Origin of the sequence: Umezawaea sp. Da 62-37, from assembly GCF_032460545.1 — a bacterium.
In the GTDB taxonomy this organism is placed as follows: Bacteria; Actinomycetota; Actinomycetes; order Mycobacteriales; family Pseudonocardiaceae; genus Umezawaea.
In genome coordinates this window covers 2,579,706-2,596,917 of record NZ_CP135965.1, presented here as the reverse complement: position 1 = coordinate 2,596,917, position 17,212 = coordinate 2,579,706, and the positions used below count along the sequence as shown (strand labels likewise).

The 17,212-nt window shown below is 69.8% G+C and carries 16 protein-coding genes; 7 read left to right on the top strand and 9 right to left on the bottom strand.

Going from position 1 to position 17,212, the window contains the following annotated elements:
* Window positions 1-360 precede the first annotated feature (360 nt).
* The 6 genes from RM788_RS11260 to uraH all read right to left on the bottom strand — a co-directional run bounded on the left by RM788_RS11260 (window position 361) and on the right by uraH (window position 6,113).
* The gene (locus RM788_RS11260; RefSeq protein WP_315931557.1) at window positions 361-846 is read right to left on the bottom strand and encodes a nucleoside deaminase; all 486 of its coding nucleotides are present in this window, start codon (window positions 844-846) and stop codon (window positions 361-363) included.
* Between the two features lie 69 nt (window positions 847-915).
* The gene (locus tag RM788_RS11255; protein WP_315931556.1) at window positions 916-3,141 is read right to left on the bottom strand and encodes a xanthine dehydrogenase family protein molybdopterin-binding subunit; all 2,226 of its coding nucleotides are present in this window, start codon (window positions 3,139-3,141) and stop codon (window positions 916-918) included.
* A complete protein-coding gene (locus RM788_RS11250; protein WP_315931555.1) occupies window positions 3,138-4,493 on the bottom strand; it encodes an 8-oxoguanine deaminase in 1,356 nt (451 codons plus the stop codon). Before RM788_RS11250 ends, RM788_RS11255 begins: the two co-directional genes overlap by 4 nt.
* A complete protein-coding gene (locus RM788_RS11245; RefSeq protein ID WP_315931554.1) occupies window positions 4,490-4,951 on the bottom strand; it encodes a (2Fe-2S)-binding protein in 462 nt (153 codons plus the stop codon). The genes RM788_RS11250 and RM788_RS11245 overlap by 4 nt, the downstream gene beginning before the upstream one ends.
* Entirely contained in the window at window positions 4,942-5,814 is an 873-nt protein-coding gene (locus RM788_RS11240) for an FAD binding domain-containing protein (protein WP_315931553.1), read from the bottom strand. Before RM788_RS11240 ends, RM788_RS11245 begins: the two co-directional genes overlap by 10 nt.
* Window positions 5,814-6,113, bottom strand: a complete 300-nt coding sequence (gene uraH / locus RM788_RS11235) for a hydroxyisourate hydrolase (protein ID WP_315931552.1) — start codon at window positions 6,111-6,113, stop codon at window positions 5,814-5,816. Before uraH ends, RM788_RS11240 begins: the two co-directional genes overlap by 1 nt.
* 136 nt (window positions 6,114-6,249) lie before the next feature.
* Between uraH and RM788_RS11230 the strand changes: the two genes are divergently transcribed.
* Together RM788_RS11230 and RM788_RS11225 are read left to right on the top strand one after the other, a co-directional pair.
* Window positions 6,250-7,752 (top strand): PucR family transcriptional regulator, encoded by a 1,503-nt coding sequence (locus tag RM788_RS11230; protein ID WP_315931551.1) that lies wholly within the window; start codon window positions 6,250-6,252, stop codon window positions 7,750-7,752.
* Window positions 7,753-7,761: 9 nt separating this feature from the next.
* Complete coding sequence (locus tag RM788_RS11225) at window positions 7,762-8,148, top strand: hypothetical protein (RefSeq protein ID WP_315931550.1); 387 nt, start codon at window positions 7,762-7,764, stop codon at window positions 8,146-8,148.
* Between the two features lie 53 nt (window positions 8,149-8,201).
* Here the strand turns inward: RM788_RS11225 and RM788_RS11220 are convergent, their stop codons facing one another.
* Window positions 8,202-8,612, bottom strand: coding sequence for an Imm1 family immunity protein (locus RM788_RS11220; RefSeq protein WP_315931549.1), 411 nt, complete (start codon window positions 8,610-8,612; stop codon window positions 8,202-8,204).
* A 2-nt stretch (window positions 8,613-8,614) separates the two neighbouring features.
* Window positions 8,615-9,967, bottom strand: coding sequence for a DUF1996 domain-containing protein (locus tag RM788_RS11215; RefSeq protein WP_315931548.1), 1,353 nt, complete (start codon window positions 9,965-9,967; stop codon window positions 8,615-8,617).
* A 716-nt stretch (window positions 9,968-10,683) separates the two neighbouring features.
* Between RM788_RS11215 and RM788_RS11210 the strand changes: the two genes are divergently transcribed.
* From RM788_RS11210 to RM788_RS11190, 5 genes are all read left to right on the top strand, one after another.
* Window positions 10,684-11,616 (top strand): SMP-30/gluconolactonase/LRE family protein, encoded by a 933-nt coding sequence (locus tag RM788_RS11210; RefSeq protein ID WP_315931547.1) that lies wholly within the window; start codon window positions 10,684-10,686, stop codon window positions 11,614-11,616.
* 343 nt (window positions 11,617-11,959) lie between these two features.
* Window positions 11,960-14,356, top strand: coding sequence for a sensor histidine kinase (locus RM788_RS11205; protein WP_315931546.1), 2,397 nt, complete (start codon window positions 11,960-11,962; stop codon window positions 14,354-14,356).
* 41 nt (window positions 14,357-14,397) lie between these two features.
* Window positions 14,398-14,835 (top strand): roadblock/LC7 domain-containing protein, encoded by a 438-nt coding sequence (locus RM788_RS11200; protein ID WP_315931545.1) that lies wholly within the window; start codon window positions 14,398-14,400, stop codon window positions 14,833-14,835.
* Window positions 14,835-15,206, top strand: coding sequence for a DUF742 domain-containing protein (locus RM788_RS11195; RefSeq protein ID WP_315931544.1), 372 nt, complete (start codon window positions 14,835-14,837; stop codon window positions 15,204-15,206). The genes RM788_RS11200 and RM788_RS11195 overlap by 1 nt, the downstream gene beginning before the upstream one ends.
* On the top strand, window positions 15,187-15,780 hold the full coding sequence (locus tag RM788_RS11190; protein WP_315931543.1) for a GTP-binding protein: 594 nt from the start codon (window positions 15,187-15,189) through the stop codon (window positions 15,778-15,780). The genes RM788_RS11195 and RM788_RS11190 overlap by 20 nt, the downstream gene beginning before the upstream one ends.
* Before the next feature lie 52 nt (window positions 15,781-15,832).
* On the opposite strand, the gene RM788_RS11185 is transcribed toward RM788_RS11190, so the two are convergent.
* Complete coding sequence (locus RM788_RS11185; protein WP_315931542.1) at window positions 15,833-17,209, bottom strand: flavin-containing monooxygenase; 1,377 nt, start codon at window positions 17,207-17,209, stop codon at window positions 15,833-15,835.
* Between the last annotated feature and the right edge of the window lie 3 nt (window positions 17,210-17,212).

The window sequence follows — 17,212 nt, the reverse complement described above, 5'->3', positions numbered from 1 at the left end:
GGCTGGATATCCACCTACTCGACCTCTGTGCAACCCGCCAGCGGACAGCTTGTAAGATTACATTGCTCCGGCTGGCAAGAAGTAAGCTGGCTTGGGCCTACCACCGGGCTGGTGGGAAGTGAAGTCTGTGGAGCTTGTGTAAGACCGTGGGCGGTACACCGTCCCTTCGCTGGTAACTCAGGCGGCAACGGGCTGTGAAGCAGAAAAGTCATCCTGCGAGGGGTGAATCCCCTGTTTCAGCTGGGGAGATGTCAAGACGTCCTTTCCCGTGCTGAAGAGTGCGTTCGACGGGGCCTTGTTCGACTGTTCCGGCCCCGTCGGACGTGGTTCTATTTCGGTGCCCCGGTAGGTGCCAGGTCTCTAGTAGTCGACCCGATCGCTGCGGGACTGCCACGCCGCGAAAGGCGCGTTGTCCACGTCGGTGCCGACGCGGTCGACGGGCAGGCTCCAGGCCTCCCTCGGCTTGCTGAACAGCTCGTAGAACTCGCGGTCGTCGAACCCGGCCGCCGCGGCGTCGTCGCGGTCGGCGGCGAACACCACCCGGTCCACCCGCGCCCACAGGGCGGCGGAGATGCACAGCGGGCACGGTTCGCACGACGACACCAGCACGCAGCCGGTGAGCTTGAAGTCGCCGATCGCCTGGCAGGCAGCGCGGATGGCGACGATCTCGGCGTGCGCGGTCGGGTCGAGCAGGTGCGTGACCTGGTTGGTGCCGGTGGCGATGACCCGGCCGTCGCGGATGATCACCGCGCCGAACGGGCCGCCGCCGTCGGCGACGTTCTTCGTCGCCAGGTCGATGGCCTCGCGCAGCCAGGCCTGGTCGGACGTGGTGGGGGAGGTGGTCATGGGGTGCTCCTCGGGCGTGCTCGTGCGCGCCGCGGCCGGTCGGGCCGCGACGGGGACGGAGGACGGGGACTAGGTTCCGGTGATGTGCTCGGGGCGGACCGGCACGCGGGTGAGCGCCAGGCCGGTCGCGGCCCTGATGGCGGCCACGATGGCCGGGGTGGACGAGATCGTGGGTGGTTCGCCGACGCCGCGGACGCCGTAGGGCGCGTTGGGGTCTGCCAGTTCGAGGACGTCGATGCTCATCGGCGGCATGTCGAGCACGGTCGGGATCAGGTAGTCGGTGAACGACGGGTTGCGCACCTTGCCGCCGGAGGTCTGGATCTCCTCCATGACGGCGAGCCCGAGGCCCTGCGCGGAACCGCCCTGGATCTGGCCGAGCACGGCCTGCGGGTTCAGCGCGTTGCCGACGTCCTGCGCGCAGTCCAGTTCGACCACCTTGACCAGCCCGAGTTCCACGTCCACGTCGACGACCGCGCGGTGCGCCGCGAAGCCGTACTGCACGTGGGCGTTGCCCTGGCCCGTTTCCGGGTCCAGCGGCTCGGTGGCCCGGTGCCGCCACTCGACCGTCTCGTCGACCACGTCGTCGCCGAGCAGCGCCACCAGGTCCACTTCGGACAGTTCGCGCCCACCCGCGAGCTTGGTGAGCTTGTCGTGCACCGCCGCGCACGCGGCCTTGACCGCGCCGCCGGTGACGTAGGTCTGCCGGGACGCCGAGGTGGAGCCGCCGTTGCCGATGGAGGTGTCCATCGGCAGGATCGTCACCCGCTGCACGCCCAGTTCGGTGCGCACGATCTGCTGCATGATCGTCACCAGGCCCTGGCCGACCTCGCACGCCGCGGTGTGCGCCAGCGCGACGAGTTCGCCGCCGATGACCTGGACGCGCACGCGGGCGGTCGAGTAGTCGTCGTAGCCCTCGGAGAAGCAGACGTTCTTGATGCCCACCGCGTAGCCGATCCCGCGCACGACGCCCTCGCCGTGGGTGGTGTTGGAGACGCCGCCGGGCATCGAGCGCAGGTCGAGCGTGGTGGACACGGGCGGCAGCGGCTTGTCCTTGACCAGCTTCAGCAGTTGCGCGACCGGGGCGGCGGAGTCGACGACCTGGCCGGTCGGCATGACCGAGCCCTCGGTCATCGCGTTCGCGATCCGCAGGTCGACCGGGTCCACGCCCAGCGCCTCGGCCAGCTTGTCCATCTGGGACTCGTAGGCGAAACCCGCTTGCACGGCGCCGAATCCGCGCATCGCGCCGCACGGCGGGTTGTTGGTGTAGACGCCGTAGCAGTCGACCGTCACGTTGTCGACCTCGTACGGGCCGACGCCGAGCGTGGCCGCGTTCGCGACGACCGCGCCGGTGCTGGACGCGTACGCGCCGCCGTCGAGGAAGATCCTCGCCCTGACGTACACCAGTTTCCCGTCGCGGGTGGCGCCGTGCTCGTAGTGCAGCACGGCGGGGTGGCGGTGCACGTGGCCGTAGAACGACTCCTCGCGGTTGTAGACCATCTTCACCGGCTTGCGGGTGTGCAGCGCCAGCATGCACGCGTGCACCTGCATCGACAGGTCTTCCCGGCCGCCGAACGCGCCGCCGACACCGGACAGCGTCAGCCGCACCTTGTCCAGCGGCATCCCCAGCGCGGACGCGACCTGGCCTTGGTCGACGTGCAGCCACTGGGTGGCGATGTACAGGTCGACACCGCCGTCCTCGGCGGGCACCGCGAGCCCGGACTCCGGGCCGAGGAACGCCTGGTCCTGCATGCCGACCTCGTAGCGGCCGGTGACCACGACGTCGGCCGCGGCCTCCTGGTCGCCGCGCCGGATCGGCACGTGCCGCACGAGGTTGCCGCCGGGGTGCAGCGGCGTCTCGTCGACCGCGGTCTCCATGTCCACCACGGGTTCCAGGACCTCGTACTCGACCTTGATCCGCTTCATCGCGCGGGTCGCGGTCTCCGGGTGGTCGGCGCCGACGAGCGCGACCGCCTCGCCCTGGTAGCGCACGACGTCGACCGCCAGCACTGGCTGGTCCTTGTGCTCCAGGCCGTACAGGTTCGAGCCGGGCACGTCCTCGTGCGTGAGCACGGCGTGCACGCCGGGGACCTTGAGGGCCTCGGTGAGGTCGATCGACACGATCCGCGCGTACGGGTGCGGGCTGCGCAGCGTCGAGCCCCAGATCATGTCCTCGTGCCACAGGTCGGACGCGTAGGCGAACTCGCCGCGCACCTTGAGGTTGCCGTCCGGGCGCTGGGGGCTGGTGCCGATGCCCCCGGTGACGCTGGAGGTCAGTTCCGCGGGGGTCAGGGTCATCGGGACACCTCGATCAGCTTCCTGCTGGCGGCGTTCAGTTCACGGGCGAGGTCTTCCTGGGACGTGGTGCGGAGTTCGCCGTCGACGACCACCGCCTCACCGCCGACCAGCAGCAGCTTCAGCGGCGGCTGCGGGCCGAGCACCAGCGCCGCCACCGGGTCGGTCATCCCGGCGTGGTCCATGCCGTCGAGGCGCCACAGCGCCAGGTCGGCGAGCTTGCCCGGCTCGATCGAGCCGATCTCGTCCTGCCTGCCGAGGCACTTGGCCCCGCCCATCGTGCCGAGCCGCAGCGCCTGCCGGACCGTCATCGCCCTCGGCCCGCCCCGCTGCCTGGCCTGCATGACGGACTGGCGCAGCTCGGTGACCAGGCCGCCGTCCTCGTTGGACGCCGCGCCGTCGACGCCGAGGCCGACCGGCGCGCCCGCGTCGAGCAGGTCGCGCACCGGCGCGATGCCGGTGCCCAGCCGCCCGTTGGACGTCGGGCAGTGCGCGGAGCCGGTGCTCGTGGCGCCCAGCCGCTTCACGGCGTCGCCGGACAGGTGCACGGTGTGCGCCAGCCACACGTCGTCACCGAGCCAGCCGAGCTGTTCGGCGTACTCGGTGGGGGTGCAGCCGTTCTCGGACTGGCACTGCTCCTCCTCGTCGATCGTCTCGGCGAGGTGGGTGTGCAGCCGGACCCCCTTGCGGCGGGCCAGTTCCGCGGCGCCGGTCATCAGCTCGGGGCTCACCGAGAACGGCGAGCACGGGCCGACGGCGACGCGGACCAGCGCGTCGCGCGCCGGGTCGTGGTGGTCGGAGATCGCCCGCTCGGTGGCGATCAGCGCGGCCTCGGTCTCCTCGACCAGGTTGTCCGGCGGCAGCCCGCCGTGCGACCGGCCGCGGTCCATCGAGCCGCGGACGGCGTGCAGCCGGATGCCCACCCGCCTGCCCGCGGACACCAGCGCCTCGAACTGGTCACCGCCCTCGCGTGGGAACACGTAGTGGTGGTCGGCGGCGGTCGTGCACCCGGTCACCGCGAGCCGGGCGAGACCGGCCGACGCGGCGGCGTGCGTGATGCCCGCGTCCAGGCCGCGCCACACCGGGTACAGGGTGGTGAGCCACTCGAACAGCGTGGCGTCCTGGGCGAAACCCCTGGTGGCCCACTGGTAGAGGTGGTGGTGGGTGTTGACCAGACCGGGCGTGAGCAGGCAGCCGGAGCCGTCGACGTAGGTGTGCGGGCCCGCCTGCGCCGGTGCCGGACCGGAGCCGACGGACACGACGGTGTCGCCGTCCACGATCACGTGGCCGTGGGCGTGCTCGGTGTCCGAGGCGTCCACGGTGGACACCGCGACCCGGTCGATGACGGTGATCATCGGCGGGCCGCCGCGAGCCGCACGGCGTCCAGGATCTTCTCGTACCCGGTGCAGCGGCACAGGTTCCCGGCCAGCGCCTCGCGGATCTCCGGGTCGCTGGGCTTCGGGACGCGGTCGAGCAGGTCGTGCGCCGCGACCACGAGACCGGGTGTGCAGAACCCGCACTGGACCGCGCCCGCCTCGACGAACGCCTCCTGCACGGGGTCGAGCCGGTCGCCGTCGGCGAGGCCCTCGACCGTGCGCACCTCGCGGTCCTGCGCCTGACCCGCGGCCACCAGGCACGAGCACACCGGGACCTGGTCCAGGTACACCGTGCACGAGCCGCACTCGCCCTGCTCGCAGGCGTTCTTGGACCCCGGCAGACCCAGCCGCTCGCGCAGCAGGAACAGCAGGCTCTCGCCCTCCCAGACGTCGTCGGCCTGGCGCTGCTCGCCGTTGACGGTCACGTTCACGCGCATTCGCGGGTCTCCTTGCCCAGGTGGTCCTGCCACGCCCAGCCCAGCGTCCTGCGGGCGAGCACGGCCAGTGCGTGCTTGCGGTACGCGGCGCTGCCGCGCACGTCGTCGATCGGGCTCGCGGCCTCCGCCACCAGCTCGCCGAACCGGCGCTTCACCGAGTCCAGCAGCGGCTTCGGCGCGTCCCAGTCCAGCTCGCCCGCCAGGAACTCCTCGGCGGCGGTGGCGTGCCGGGGAGTCGGGGCGGCCGACCCGACCGCCGCGCCGACCCGCTTCTCGGCGGGGTGCAGGGCGATCGCGAACGAGCACACGGCGATCACCATCGCGTTGCGGGTGCCGACCTTCGCGAACTGCTCCGGCCCCGGCTCGGCGTTCAGGTGCACGGCGGCGATCAGCTCGTCGGGCTCCAGCGCGTTGCGCTTCACGCCGAGGTAGAACTCGGCGGCCGGGATCATCCTGGTGCCGCGGGTGGAGGCCACCTCGATCACGGCGTCGCCCGCCAGCAGCACCGGGTGCGTGTCACCGGCAGGGGAGGCGGCGCCGAGGTTGCCGCCGACGGTGCCGCGGTTGCGGATCTGCGGCGACCCGACCGTGCGCGACGCCATCGCCAGTCCCGGCAGCTGTCCGCCGAGCTGCTCGATGATCCGGGTGTACGGCACGCCGGACCCGACGCGCAGCCTCCCGTCCACCGTCGACCACTCGCGCAGCTCGGTGATCCGGGTCAGGTCGAGCAGCGCCGACGGCCTGCGGTGGTCGAAGTTCAGCTCCACCATCACGTCCGTGCCACCGGCGATCGGCACGGCCTCGGGCTGCTCGGCCTTGACGGCCAGCGCCTCGGCGAAGGTGTTGGGGCGTAGGAAGTCCATCAGCTGCCTCGGTAGGTCGAGTACGCGAAAGGGGACAACAGCAGCGGCACGTGGTGGTGCTCGGCGGGGTCGGCGACGCGGAACGCCAGCACGACCTCGGGGAAGAACGACGAGATCGCGCCGGTGTCGAACACGAGCCGGTAGACACCGGCCTCGGTGGCGTCCCAGCCGGTGATCCGGCCGTCGGCGCCGGTCTCCCCGGACGACACGAGCGTTCCGTCCGCGCGTTCCAGCCGCACGGCGATCCCGGTGGCGGGTCCGCCGCGCTGCGCGTCCAGCACGTGGGTGGAGATCGTCACTCGCCCTCCAATCGGTGTGTGAGCCAGTACACAGAGCGGGGCCAGGGGACAGCTACGGCGGGGCGCATGAATCCCAGGCTCCTACAGGCGGTGCGTTTGTGCTTTCCTACAAACCCGATCGGACGAGGAGGTGGACGTGGTGCTTGTGCGAGCCCTGCTCGGAATGCCGGAGCTGCGCTTGCGCCTGCGGTCCGGCGGCGATCTGCTCGACCGGCCCGTGACCAGGCTCTACGGCACCGAACTACCCGATCCGGCACGCTACCTCTCCGGCGGCGAGCTGGTGCTCTCCGGACTGCTGTGGCATCGGGAAGCCGCAGATTGCGAGGTGTTCGTCTCCTCGCTGGCGCACGCGGGCGTGGCGGCGCTGGCGGCCAGCGAGGTCGAGTCGCGGGAGCTTCCCACCGCCCTGCTGGAGGCCTGCCTCAGGCACGGCGTGCCGCTGCTGGAGGTGCCCGTCGACCTGTCGTTCGCGACCATCACCGAACGGGTGGTGCTGGAGCTGGCGGCCGAACGGGTCGGCGACGCGGGCACGATGCTCGGACGGCACCGCAGGCTGCTGACCGTGGTCGCGGAAGGCCTTCCCGCGCTGGTCGAGGCGGGTGCCCGCGAACTGGGCGCGGCCTGTTCGGTGCTGTCCACGACCGGCAGGCTGGTCGCGGGCGTCGAGGTCGACCAGCCCGCGGCGCTGGTGCGCGACTTCCTGCGGGCCGACCGGCTGCCCAAGGTCGTCCGCGGCACGACGCTGCTGCCGGTGGCCGAACGCGGCGGCGGCAGGCTGACGAACTGGATCCTGGCCGCGGCGGGCGACAAGTCCGACGACGAGGTCGCCGCCGAGCTGGCCAGTCTGGTCGCGCTGGAGCGCTCGCGGATCGCGCAGGGCCGGGTGATCGAGAACCGGTCCACCGGGCCGCTGCTGCGGCTGGTGCTGGACGGCTCGGCCGGACCGGGGGAGCTGCGGTCGCGCGTCTCGGCCGCGGGCTTCGACCCGGACGCCCCGCTGCGCGTGCTCGCGGTCTCGGCGTCCGACCGCCGCGTCGACCTCGCCGCGGCCGTGCTGGAGGAACTGGTCGCCGAGATCGCCCCGCGCGCGCTCGTCGGCGCGGTCGGCTCCGAGGTGTACGCGCTGGCGCCCGCCGACGTCGACCGGCCCGCCGACGTGGCGCGGAGGGCGTTGCGCGCGCTGGAACCCGGCCTCGACTCCACCCGGCTGCTGGTCGGGATCAGCTCACCGACGGGTGTCGCCGGGCTGCGCGGCGCGATCGAGGAGGCGTCGCACGCGCGCAGGCTGGGGGAGGCGCGGACCGGCCGCACCTGCGTGGTGGCGGGCGAGGAGATCGCGCTGCACCAGCTGCTCCTGGCGGGCGTGCCGGAGGAACTGCGCTCCTCGGTGCGGCGCAGGCTGCTGGGCGCGGTGCTGGACTACGACGCCGAGCACGGCACCGACCTGGTCGGCACGCTGCGGGTGTTCCTGGACGGCTCGGGCTCGTGGACGACCGCCGCGGCGGAGCTGCACGTGCACGTGAACACCCTGCGCTACCGGATCGGGAGGGTGCAGGAGCTGCTCGGGGTCGACCTCGGGGACTTCACCACCCGTGTGGACCTGTACTTGGCCCTCCAAGTAGGGCCCGGAAGGTCGTAGAATCGGAGGATGGCCGAGGTCCCGGTGCAGAACCTGGTGGCGTACGCGGCGTTGACGGCGACGCCCGCGCTGCTCTGCTGGGCGGCGATCGTGCTGCCGAGGGTCGTCCGGCGGTTCAAGCGCCGCGAGCCGGACGTGCTGCCCGCCGGGCCGTCCATCGAACAGGTCTCCGCCGACCTCCGGCGCGTGCACCGGATCCTGGCGGAGTTCCGCTCGGGCACCCCGGCCGTGCGCCGGACGGGCACCCGGCAGGCCTACGACGCGCTGCTGGTGCAGGCGTGCCGGGCCGTCGAGGTGGACCACCGCCTCAACTACCTCCCCGAGGGCGTCGACCGCGAGCTGGAACGGCTGCGCGTCGAGGAGTCACTGCGGTCGGCGGGTCTCGCGATCCCGTGAACCGCCGTGGAGGAGGGAGCGCTCCTCCACGGCGGTTCCGGTGACGTCGGGCGTCACCGGGCCTGCTGCCACGGCACTCCCGTCGGGCGTTCGCCGGTGAGCAGGAACTCCTCGATGGCCGAGACGAGCGACGGCACCGGGATCTCGCAGTGGGTGGGGAACTCGATCCCCGCGTAGGCCGTCCGCCGCGCCGGGCCCTCGCCCAGCGTGACCCACGTGCCGGTGTTGTTGTCGGCGAAGAGGATCGCGCCGCGGTCGCCCCGCACCCCGACCGTCACCTCGTGGTCCGGGTAACCGGAGTCCAGCGTGGGGCGGTCTGTGTGGATGAGCAGCGCGTTGTCGCCGCGGGGACCGGTGAGCCGGTCCAGCAGCCGTCGGACGTCCTCACCCCGGCGCAGTTCGTCGACCTGGCCGAGCCAACTCCTGTCGCCCTCGACGGCGACGGAGTAGTGCGCCTCGATCACCGTCACTCCTTGCAGGACTTGCCGCCGTTGATGCAGCCGACCAGCCGGTTCATGATCTGGTCGGACATCACGTTGGCGAAGTCGTCGTGGTCGGAGAACGGGTCGTGCTCCTCGGCCGGGAACGAGTCGACCTTGTACTGCGCGTTCTGCTGCACGTCGGCCGGGATGTCGTAGGTGAGCGTGATGCGCAGCTGCGGGATGGCCTGGAAACCGTTGCCGCACTTGCCGTTGGCGTCGGCGAACGCGACGTGGTCGCGGTGGTTGGCGCTGTCGGTGTTCTTGCCGTCCCAGCAGCCGGGGAAGTCGTGGATCCGCTTGACCGCCGCGCCGTTCGGGCAGATCGGGTACTTGTCGAGGAGCACCTTGTCCTCGAAGCCCGCGCAGGTCCAGGAGGCCTTGGTGTTCTTGTCGCCGTTGATGGAGCGCTTGGCGTCGCCGTAGAGGATTTTCAGGAACTTCGGCATCGCGACCACGTCGCCGACGGGGCTGCCGCGGAAGGTGATGTCGGCGGCCTGCGGCTCCTGGATCACGCCGTCGTTGCCGGGGAGGTCCTCCGCCGCGTCCTCACCCAGGTCGGCCTCGTTCTGGGCGGCGTCGGAGTCCTTGCCCGCGTTCGCGTCGGCGTTCGGGTCGGCCGCCGTGGAGTCCTCGGCCGCCTGGTCCTTCGCGCCCTGGCCCTGCTTGTTCTGCTGGCCGTTGCGCTGCTGCTGGTTGTCGTTGTCGTTCTGGCCGTTGTCGCGCTGGAAGCCCTGCGGCTTGTCCTGCTGCCCGTTCTGGCCGTTGCGCTGGTCGCCGCCCTGCTGGCCGTTCTCCTTCTGCCGGCCGTTCTGGTTTCCGGTGGTGGGGTCGCCGACGGCAGGCGCTTCCTCGTCGGCTGCCGCGTCACCACCCGCCGCCGCTTCCGCCTCGCCCTTGTCGATCCGGATGACCGGCCAGAAGTAGGCCGACTTGTCGCCGTTCCCGCAGGTGGTCCCACCGGCCTGGAGGCTCTGGTCGCTGGAGTCCGCGTCGGTGGTCAGGTTGCCCACGTAGTCGTGCAGGTGCTCCGCGCCGTTGTCCACCCCGGGGGCGGCGATGAAGTTGTCGCCGTTGAAGTGCTTGTTCTCGTTCAACCCGCAGTCGACCGTGAACGTGCCGGTGGACGCGTCCTGCTGGGCCTTCGGGGCCTTCACGTTGGGCTTGACGGTGGTGATGTCGACGAACAGCGATTTGTCCGCGCCATCGGCACGAGCCTCCCCCTGGTCCCCGGTGGTGGTGAACGCGACGGCCAGACCAACCGTGAGTGCCAATCCGGTCATTCCGGCTGTCAGCTTCGCGCGGCGGGAGAAGGAATGCCGTCCCTGGGAACGCGTCATGTGATGTGTCACCTCGTCGTTCGGTACGCGCAGTGCGCTTCGATCCCCGGCCGCCTGACGGCGGTGGACACTGGGGCATACGTACCAATCCGCTCCCGATGCTCCCCCGCGACCTCGTCGTTATCCGCTCGTTATGTTCACCCGATGCGGCAAACCGGTCACGCAGGGCGCATGACGTGCGGTTTCATGATTTGCTCGAAGTTGGTGATTCGGTCACCACGGCCCGCTAACCGGAGACCTCGCGGACCACTCGGTCCGTGGACCGCGCGGTCTGGTGGAATCCGTTGGACCGCAGGGGTTTTCGGCCGGGGTCGGGCGGCATCGCCGCTGCTCGGGGCGGTGGGGCGTGGCCCGGCTGTCCGCGTTCGCCTCCCGATCCGGTCGGAACGGCCCATTCGGCCCCGACCGGTCGTCTGATCGCGCGTTGGTGCCGATCCGGTCGGGGGAGTTCGATTCCTGTCGTGCCGCTGTTCGAACTCGTTTGGACGTTGGACGAAATGGCAATGCGCGGTTTTCCGATCCAATCCTCCCCTTCCTGCGACATTCGACTCCATTTCGCCAGACCATGAGACCGATTCGCGTCTCTTATGGCGTTCCGCCGGGCCAACCGACCTGTCGGTTCGCTGAAGTGGTCGTCGTGGCGGTGGTTGCGACCCTGTTGCTGCGAAAGACTCCGGGAGTCCGGGGACAAACCGTACGAACGGCAGGAGCAGGGCATGTCTCGTGGGTTCGGTGTGGTCATCGCCGTCGGTGTGCTGGGGCTTTCGCTGGTGGGGGCGGGGGAGGCCGGTGCGGATCGGGGGCGGGTGTTCCCGAGCGAGTTCGCGCTGCCCAACGGGTTCCTGCCGGAGGGGATCGCGATCGGGGACGAGCCGACCGCCTACTTCGGGTCGCGGGGGGACGGGTCGATCTACCGGGTCGACCTGAGGACCGGGAAGGGGCGGGTTTTCAGTGAAGGGCCTGGTACGCCGTCCGTCGGGTTGAAGGTGGACGATCGCGAGAGGCTCTTCGTGGCCGGTGGCGGGGCCGGGAACGGGCGGGTGGTGGACGCGCGTGGCGGGGCGGTCCTGAAGAGCTACCAGTTCTCGCCGGACGCCGAGACGTTCATCAACGACGTGGTGGTGACGGACCGGGCCGCGTGGTTCACGGATTCGCGGAAGTCGGTGCTGTACAAGGTTTCCCTCGGCCGTCGCGGCGAACTGCCCGACGCGGCCACGACGGTGCCGCTGACCGGCGAGTTCGTGCTGACGCCGGGGGTCAACAACGCCAACGGGATCGCGGAGACGCCCGACGGCCGCGCGCTGCTGATCGTGCAGAGCAACACCGGCAAGCTGTTCCGGGTCGACCCGGCGAGCGGCGCCACGGAGGAGGTCGACCTCGGCGGGCAGGTCCTGACCAACGGTGATGGCCTGCTGGTCAAGGGCAGGTACCTCTACGTGGTGCAGAACAGGCTGAACACGGTGGCGAAGTTCTCCTTGAACCGCACCGGAACCCGCGGTGAGCTCGTGACCACCGCGACCGATCCGCGCTTCGACGTCCCGACCACCGTGGCGTCGTTCGGCAGGTCGCTGTACCTGCCGAACGCGCGGTTCTCGACGACGCCCACGCCGGACACGACCTACAACGCGGTCGCCATCCCCGAACCGTGATGGGCGGCCGCGGGCAAACGGGGAAGTAAACCAGGTGGTGACGGGGTCGACGTGGATTTTCGCGGGATTCCACGTCGGCCCCGTGTTCCCATGTCTCACACGAATGGGTACCCTCTCGCACGCGCCGTGCGAGTGATCGCTGCCTCTTGGTAATGATGATCTTCCAGTGTTACCGTTTCGTGGCCAATCAACTATGCGGCCGCAGGCGGATCTCACGTGCAGCGCCTGCCCTGGCAAAACCAGATTCACGAAGCTGCGGAGCGCTGTGAAGCAGAAGAGCAAGCCGGAGACGGACCACACCACAATCAGGTCCCGGCTGACGGGCGTGGTTGTCGTACCCAGCGTGATCCTGCTGGTGATGTGGTTGGCGTTCTCGTCCTACACCGTCTTCGACGGTTTCTACATCCGCGCGGTCGCATCGAGCGTCAAGGACGCGTCGATCCCGGCGGTGAACACCTTCGTCGCGATCCAGCGCGAGCGCCAGCTCGCCATGACCGCCCTGAGCGAGACTTCGCCGGACCTCGAGCCCCTGCGCGCCCAGCAGCGCCAGGTGGACCAGGCCGTGACCACGATGAAGACCGCGTTCGACGAGCTGACCTCCAGTGCGCCACCGGAGGTCAACGACAGGATCTCGAGACTCAACGCCACCCTCGGCGAGCTGCAGCAGCGCCGCGCGCAGGTCGAGGCGGGCAAGGTCGCCAAGAACGACATCTACACCTACTACAACGGCGTGATCGACGCGGGCACCGCGCTGTTCGGCACCCAGGCCCGGATCGTGCCGGACAACGAGGCCGGTCAGGGCGGTCTGAACGCGACCGAGCTGTTCCGCGCGGCGGACTGGATGTCGCGCGCCTCGTCCATCGCCTCGGGCGGTCTGACCGCGGGTGAGCTGTCGGACGCCGACCACCTGGAGTTCGCGCACCTCATCGGCTCCTACCACTCGTCGCTCGTGTCGACGATGCCGTTCGCCGAGCCGCGGGTGCAGCAGATGTACGCGGACCTCGAGGCGACGGACTCCTGGCGCAGGCTGAACGCCGCGGAGGACCGGCTGGTCGGGTCGCCGTCGGCGCGGGTGGAGCTGTCCGAGTGGCAGTCCCTGATCGCCCCGGTGTCCGAGGGGCTCGTGTCGCTCGCCGTCACGCAGGCCTCCGCGGCCTCCGACGTGGGCCTCTCGAACGGCAACAGCAAATTCCTCTCGGTGATCATCGGCAGTCTCGTCGCCCTGATCGTCGTCCTGGGTGGCATCATGCTTGCCGTGCGGATCTCCCATCGCCTGGTGAACAAGGCCTTGGTCACGCGCTTGATCGACTTGAAGAAGGACTCGCTCCAGCTCGCGCACGAACGGCTGCCGAGCATCGTCGAACGCCTGCGCAAGGGCGAGCACGTCGACGTGGAGGCCGAGGTCCCGCTGCTCGACTACGGCAAGGACGAGATCGGCCAGGTGGCCGACGCGTTCAACGCAGCCCAGTTCACCGCGGTCGCCGCGGCGGTGAAGGAGAGCCAGGTCCGCGACGGTGTGAACCGCGTGTTCCTCGACATCGCCCACCGCAACCAGGGCCTCGTGCACCGCCAGCTGAAGATCCTCGACAAGCTGGAGCGCGAGGAGGAGAACCCGGAGCAGCTCGACGCGCTGTTCCAGCTCGACCACCTCGCGACCCGTGCCCGCCGCAACGCCGAGAACCTGATCATCCTCGCCGGTGAGCAGCCGGGACGGCAGTGGCGCAAGCCGGTCCGCATGATCGACATCCTGCGCGCCGGTGTCGCCGAGACCGAGCAGTACGTCCGGGTCAAGGTGAACCCCGTGCCGGAGACCGCGCTCGTGGGCGCGGCCGTGGCCGACACCATCCACCTCATCGCCGAGCTGGTCGACAACGCCACGGCGTTCTCCTCGCCCCGCTCCCAGGTGCAGGTGCACAGCAGCCAGGTGCCCCAGGGCATCGTCGTGGAGATCGAGGACCACGGCCTCGGCATGAACCCGGACGACCGGGCGCGCTCGAACAAGATGCTCGCCAACCCGCCCGAGTTCGACGCCATGTCGCTGCGCGGCGAGTCCCGCCTCGGCCTCTTCGTGGTCGCCCGGCTCGCGGACCGCCGCGGCATCCGGGTGGAGCTGCGGGAGTCGCTCTACGGCGGCACGCTCGCGCTCGTGCTGATCCCGAGCGAGATCGTCGCCGGATCGGCCTCCCTGTCCGACTCGGCCGACTCCACGGAGGTCGGCAGGCGACCCGTCCCGGAGGCGGTCGCGGCCGCCACCGGCGCACCCGCGGCCCTGCAGGGGGGCTCGGGCTCGGCGGAGGACGCCAGGTTTCCCGGAGCGACCAGCGACTTTTCCAGTGGAGTGGACGACTTCTGGGCGAAGGCCGAGACGGACGTCGCCGGTCATCCCGACCCAGGACCGACACGATCGAGGATGATCGGGCAGGTCGAACTGCCATCACGGCCGAAGGACACCCAGTGGCCGGTGGACGATCCGGAGGCCACAGGTGTCGTGAACCTCGACGAAGTGGCGGGCGGCGACCGGCCCGTGCCGAACGACCGGCCCGAACTCCCGCGCAGAAGGCGACAGCAGAACCTCGCACCGCAGCTGGCGCAGGACGACCCCTACGCCACCGCTCCGCCGCCCGCCCCCCTCGCGGAGGCGGACATGGAGCGGTCCGCGGAACGCACTCGCAAGGGCCTGTCGGCTTTCCAACAGGGTGCGCGCGAGGCACGTCGCGGCGACAACGCCCTCGAATCGTGATTCGTCGTGGATGACGTGAGCCTGGAAGGGGCAATCTCCACATGAAGGACATCAACACCCCGCACAACGAACTGAACTGGTTGCTGGAGGACCTGGTCGGCCGCGTGGTCGGTGCACGGCACGCGGTGGTCCTCTCCGCCGACGGGCTCCTGCTCGGCCGCTCGCCAGGGCTCTCCAAGGACGACTCGGACCACCTGTCGGCGATGGCCTCGGCCTTCCAGAGCCTCGCCAGGGGCACCGGACGGCAGTTCGGCGGCGGGCAGGTCCGGCAGACCATCGTGGAGATGGAGCACGCCTACCTGTTCGTCACGGCGGCGGGCCACGGCGCCTGCCTCGCCGTGCTCGGCGAGGAGGACGCGGACATGGGCATGATCGCCTACGAGATGAACATGCTCGTGAAGCGCGTCGGCACCTACCTGTCGTCGGCGCCACGGGCCGAGACCGCGCCGCCACTGCCGTCGGCACGCAGGTCGTCGTGATGAGCGGCGGCGGCGACTGGTGGTACGACGAGGCGGCGGGCCCCCTGGTGCGCCCGTACGCCATGGTGCGCGGCCGCACCCGTCCCGTGACCGCCGAGCTGCACCTGGTCACCCAGGTGCGGGCGATGCCCTCCGCGAGCGACCCCGAGTCGCTCTCGGTGGAGCACATGGAGATCATGGAGCTGTGCAGGCGACCGCTGTCCGTCGCCGAAGTCGCCGCTTACCTCGACGTGCCGCTCGTCGTGGTGAAGGTGTTGCTGAGCGACCTCATCCAACGCGGTGATGTCGTCATCCGCGATCCGGCGAGGATCGCGGAAGTCCCGGATCGGAACCTACTTCAGGCGGTGCTGGATGGCGTCCGTGGAATCTGAGCGGCCGGGCGGCGAGCTGCTCGTTCCCACCCCGGTGAAGATCGTCATCGCCGGGGGCTTCGGTACCGGCAAGACGACGATGGTGAAGTCGGTCAGCGAGATCGCGCCGCTGCAGACCGAGGAGCTGCTGACCGAGGCGAGCGTCGGCGTCGACGACCTCGCGGGGGTCGAGGGCAAGACCACGACCACGGTCGCGCTCGACTTCGGCCGCATCACGATCAGCCCCGAGATCGTGCTGTACCTGTTCGGCACGCCGGGGCAGGGTCGCTTCTGGTTCATGTGGGACGAGCTCGCGCAGGGCGCCATCGGGGCCGTCGTGCTGGTGGACACCCGCAGGCTCGACAGCAGCTTCCCGTCGATCGACTTCTTCGAGCGCCGCGACATCCCGTTCATCGTCGCGGTGAATTGCTTCGAGAGCGCACACAAGTACGGGATCGACGAAGTGCGGCGCGCGCTCGACCTCGACCGCGCGATCCCGGTCGTCCTGTGCGACGTGCGGAATCGGGAATCGAGCAAGGCGGTCCTCGTCGGCATCATCGAGCACGCCATGGCGCGCCTCGACGCGATGGCCTGATACAGCCCGGAGCCCCGCCACCGAGGTGGCGGGGCATTCCGTCACGCCCGCGTCATGCCCGCTCGGGCATCCGCACGTGCGAATGCCGCGTGCGTTCCCGCTTGATCGCGTCCAAGTAGGGTGTGACGTCCACCTGGATGGAGTCCTGGGCCGTCGTGCCGTACCGGCCCGCGGTCTCCGACAGGTGCTTTTCCACTTCCGCCTCCATGACGTCGGCGGGCGGCAGCACGGCCTTTCCCTGGACCAGGTCGGCTATCCACTTCGCCTGCATTTCCACGAGTCGGGTGATGGAGCCGACCGGCTTGAGCAGTCCGGCGAAGTAGAGCCCGGTGTGCCGCGGTGCCACGACCCGCTGGTAGAGCCCGACCCGGCCGGTGCTGGTGAAAGCGCAGTCAGCGGGCAGGAACGGGAACGAGATGCGGTACCCGGTGCAGTAGATGACCGTGTCCACCTCTTCGCTCGTGCCGTCGGCGAACCGCACCGTGGAACCGTCGAACCGCTTGATGGCGGGCTTGACCACGATATCGCCGTGGCTGATCCGACTGAGGAGTTCGTCGGAGATCGTGAGTGGTCCGGCGAACAGCTTGTGATCCGGCTTGGGGATTCCGAAGTCGGTCAACTTGCCGCGAATAATCCTCAGCAGCAGTTTGATGAACCGCTGCTGTTCGGTGAACGTCATGCGGCCCCACCACCGACTGGTGGCGATCTCGTCGATCGGAATGCCCATGAGGGTCTTCGGGACCACGTGGAGACTGCGTCGGAACGACAGGATCGTCTTCTTCGCGAGCCTTGACAACTCGACCGAGAGATCCGCCGCAGAATTTCCGAAGCCCACTACGGCGACCCGTTTGTCAAGGTGCTCGAAGGGGGTCGAGTAATCGATCGCGTGGAGCTGCTCTCCGGGGAATGAATCGAATCCTGGGATGTCGGGACCAGGGCGCACCGGATCCCACTGGTGGCCTGTTGCGACCACCACATGTCCGAACGTCCGACGCTTCTCCAGACCCGTGGCGCGATCGACCGTCACCACCTCCCACGTGGAATTTTTCTGTCGTTCCACGCTCACGACGTCCGTGTCGAACTCCATGTGCCCGATGAGGTCGTGGGCTTCGGCGTAGCTCGCGAGGTAGTCGCGGATCTGGTCGTGGCGGGGGTGCAGCGGATAGTCCGTCGGCATCGGGACGTCCGCGAACGCCGTGATCTTCTGCGACGTGTTCAGGTGCAGCGATCGATATCCGGGCCACGGTTCGCCGGTGCTCGGCTGTCGCCAAATACCACCGACGCCGCCGGTCCGGTCGACGCACACGAATGACACGTTGCGTCTGCGAAGTGTTCGGGCGACGGCCAGTCCGGAGATACCTGCCCCGATCACGCATACGTGATCGACAATAGGCTGTTCGGAGTATTGACTTTCCTTCTCCTTGGTCACAAG

Coding starts and splice junctions, on each gene's coding strand:
- RM788_RS11260 (WP_315931557.1), bottom strand. CDS start 846: ATGACCACCTCCCCCACCACGTCCGACCAGGCCTGGCTGCGCGAGGCC.
- RM788_RS11215 (WP_315931548.1), bottom strand. CDS start 9,967: ATGACGCGTTCCCAGGGACGGCATTCCTTCTCCCGCCGCGCGAAGCTG.
- RM788_RS11255 (WP_315931556.1), bottom strand. CDS start 3,141: ATGACCCTGACCCCCGCGGAACTGACCTCCAGCGTCACCGGGGGCATC.
- RM788_RS11225 (WP_315931550.1), top strand. CDS start 7,762: ATGGCCGAGGTCCCGGTGCAGAACCTGGTGGCGTACGCGGCGTTGACG.
- RM788_RS11210 (WP_315931547.1), top strand. CDS start 10,684: ATGTCTCGTGGGTTCGGTGTGGTCATCGCCGTCGGTGTGCTGGGGCTT.
- RM788_RS11240 (WP_315931553.1), bottom strand. CDS start 5,814: ATGGACTTCCTACGCCCCAACACCTTCGCCGAGGCGCTGGCCGTCAAG.
- RM788_RS11250 (WP_315931555.1), bottom strand. CDS start 4,493: ATGATCACCGTCATCGACCGGGTCGCGGTGTCCACCGTGGACGCCTCG.
- RM788_RS11190 (WP_315931543.1), top strand. CDS start 15,187: ATGGCGTCCGTGGAATCTGAGCGGCCGGGCGGCGAGCTGCTCGTTCCC.
- RM788_RS11245 (WP_315931554.1), bottom strand. CDS start 4,951: ATGCGCGTGAACGTGACCGTCAACGGCGAGCAGCGCCAGGCCGACGAC.
- RM788_RS11195 (WP_315931544.1), top strand. CDS start 14,835: ATGAGCGGCGGCGGCGACTGGTGGTACGACGAGGCGGCGGGCCCCCTG.
- RM788_RS11200 (WP_315931545.1), top strand. CDS start 14,398: ATGAAGGACATCAACACCCCGCACAACGAACTGAACTGGTTGCTGGAG.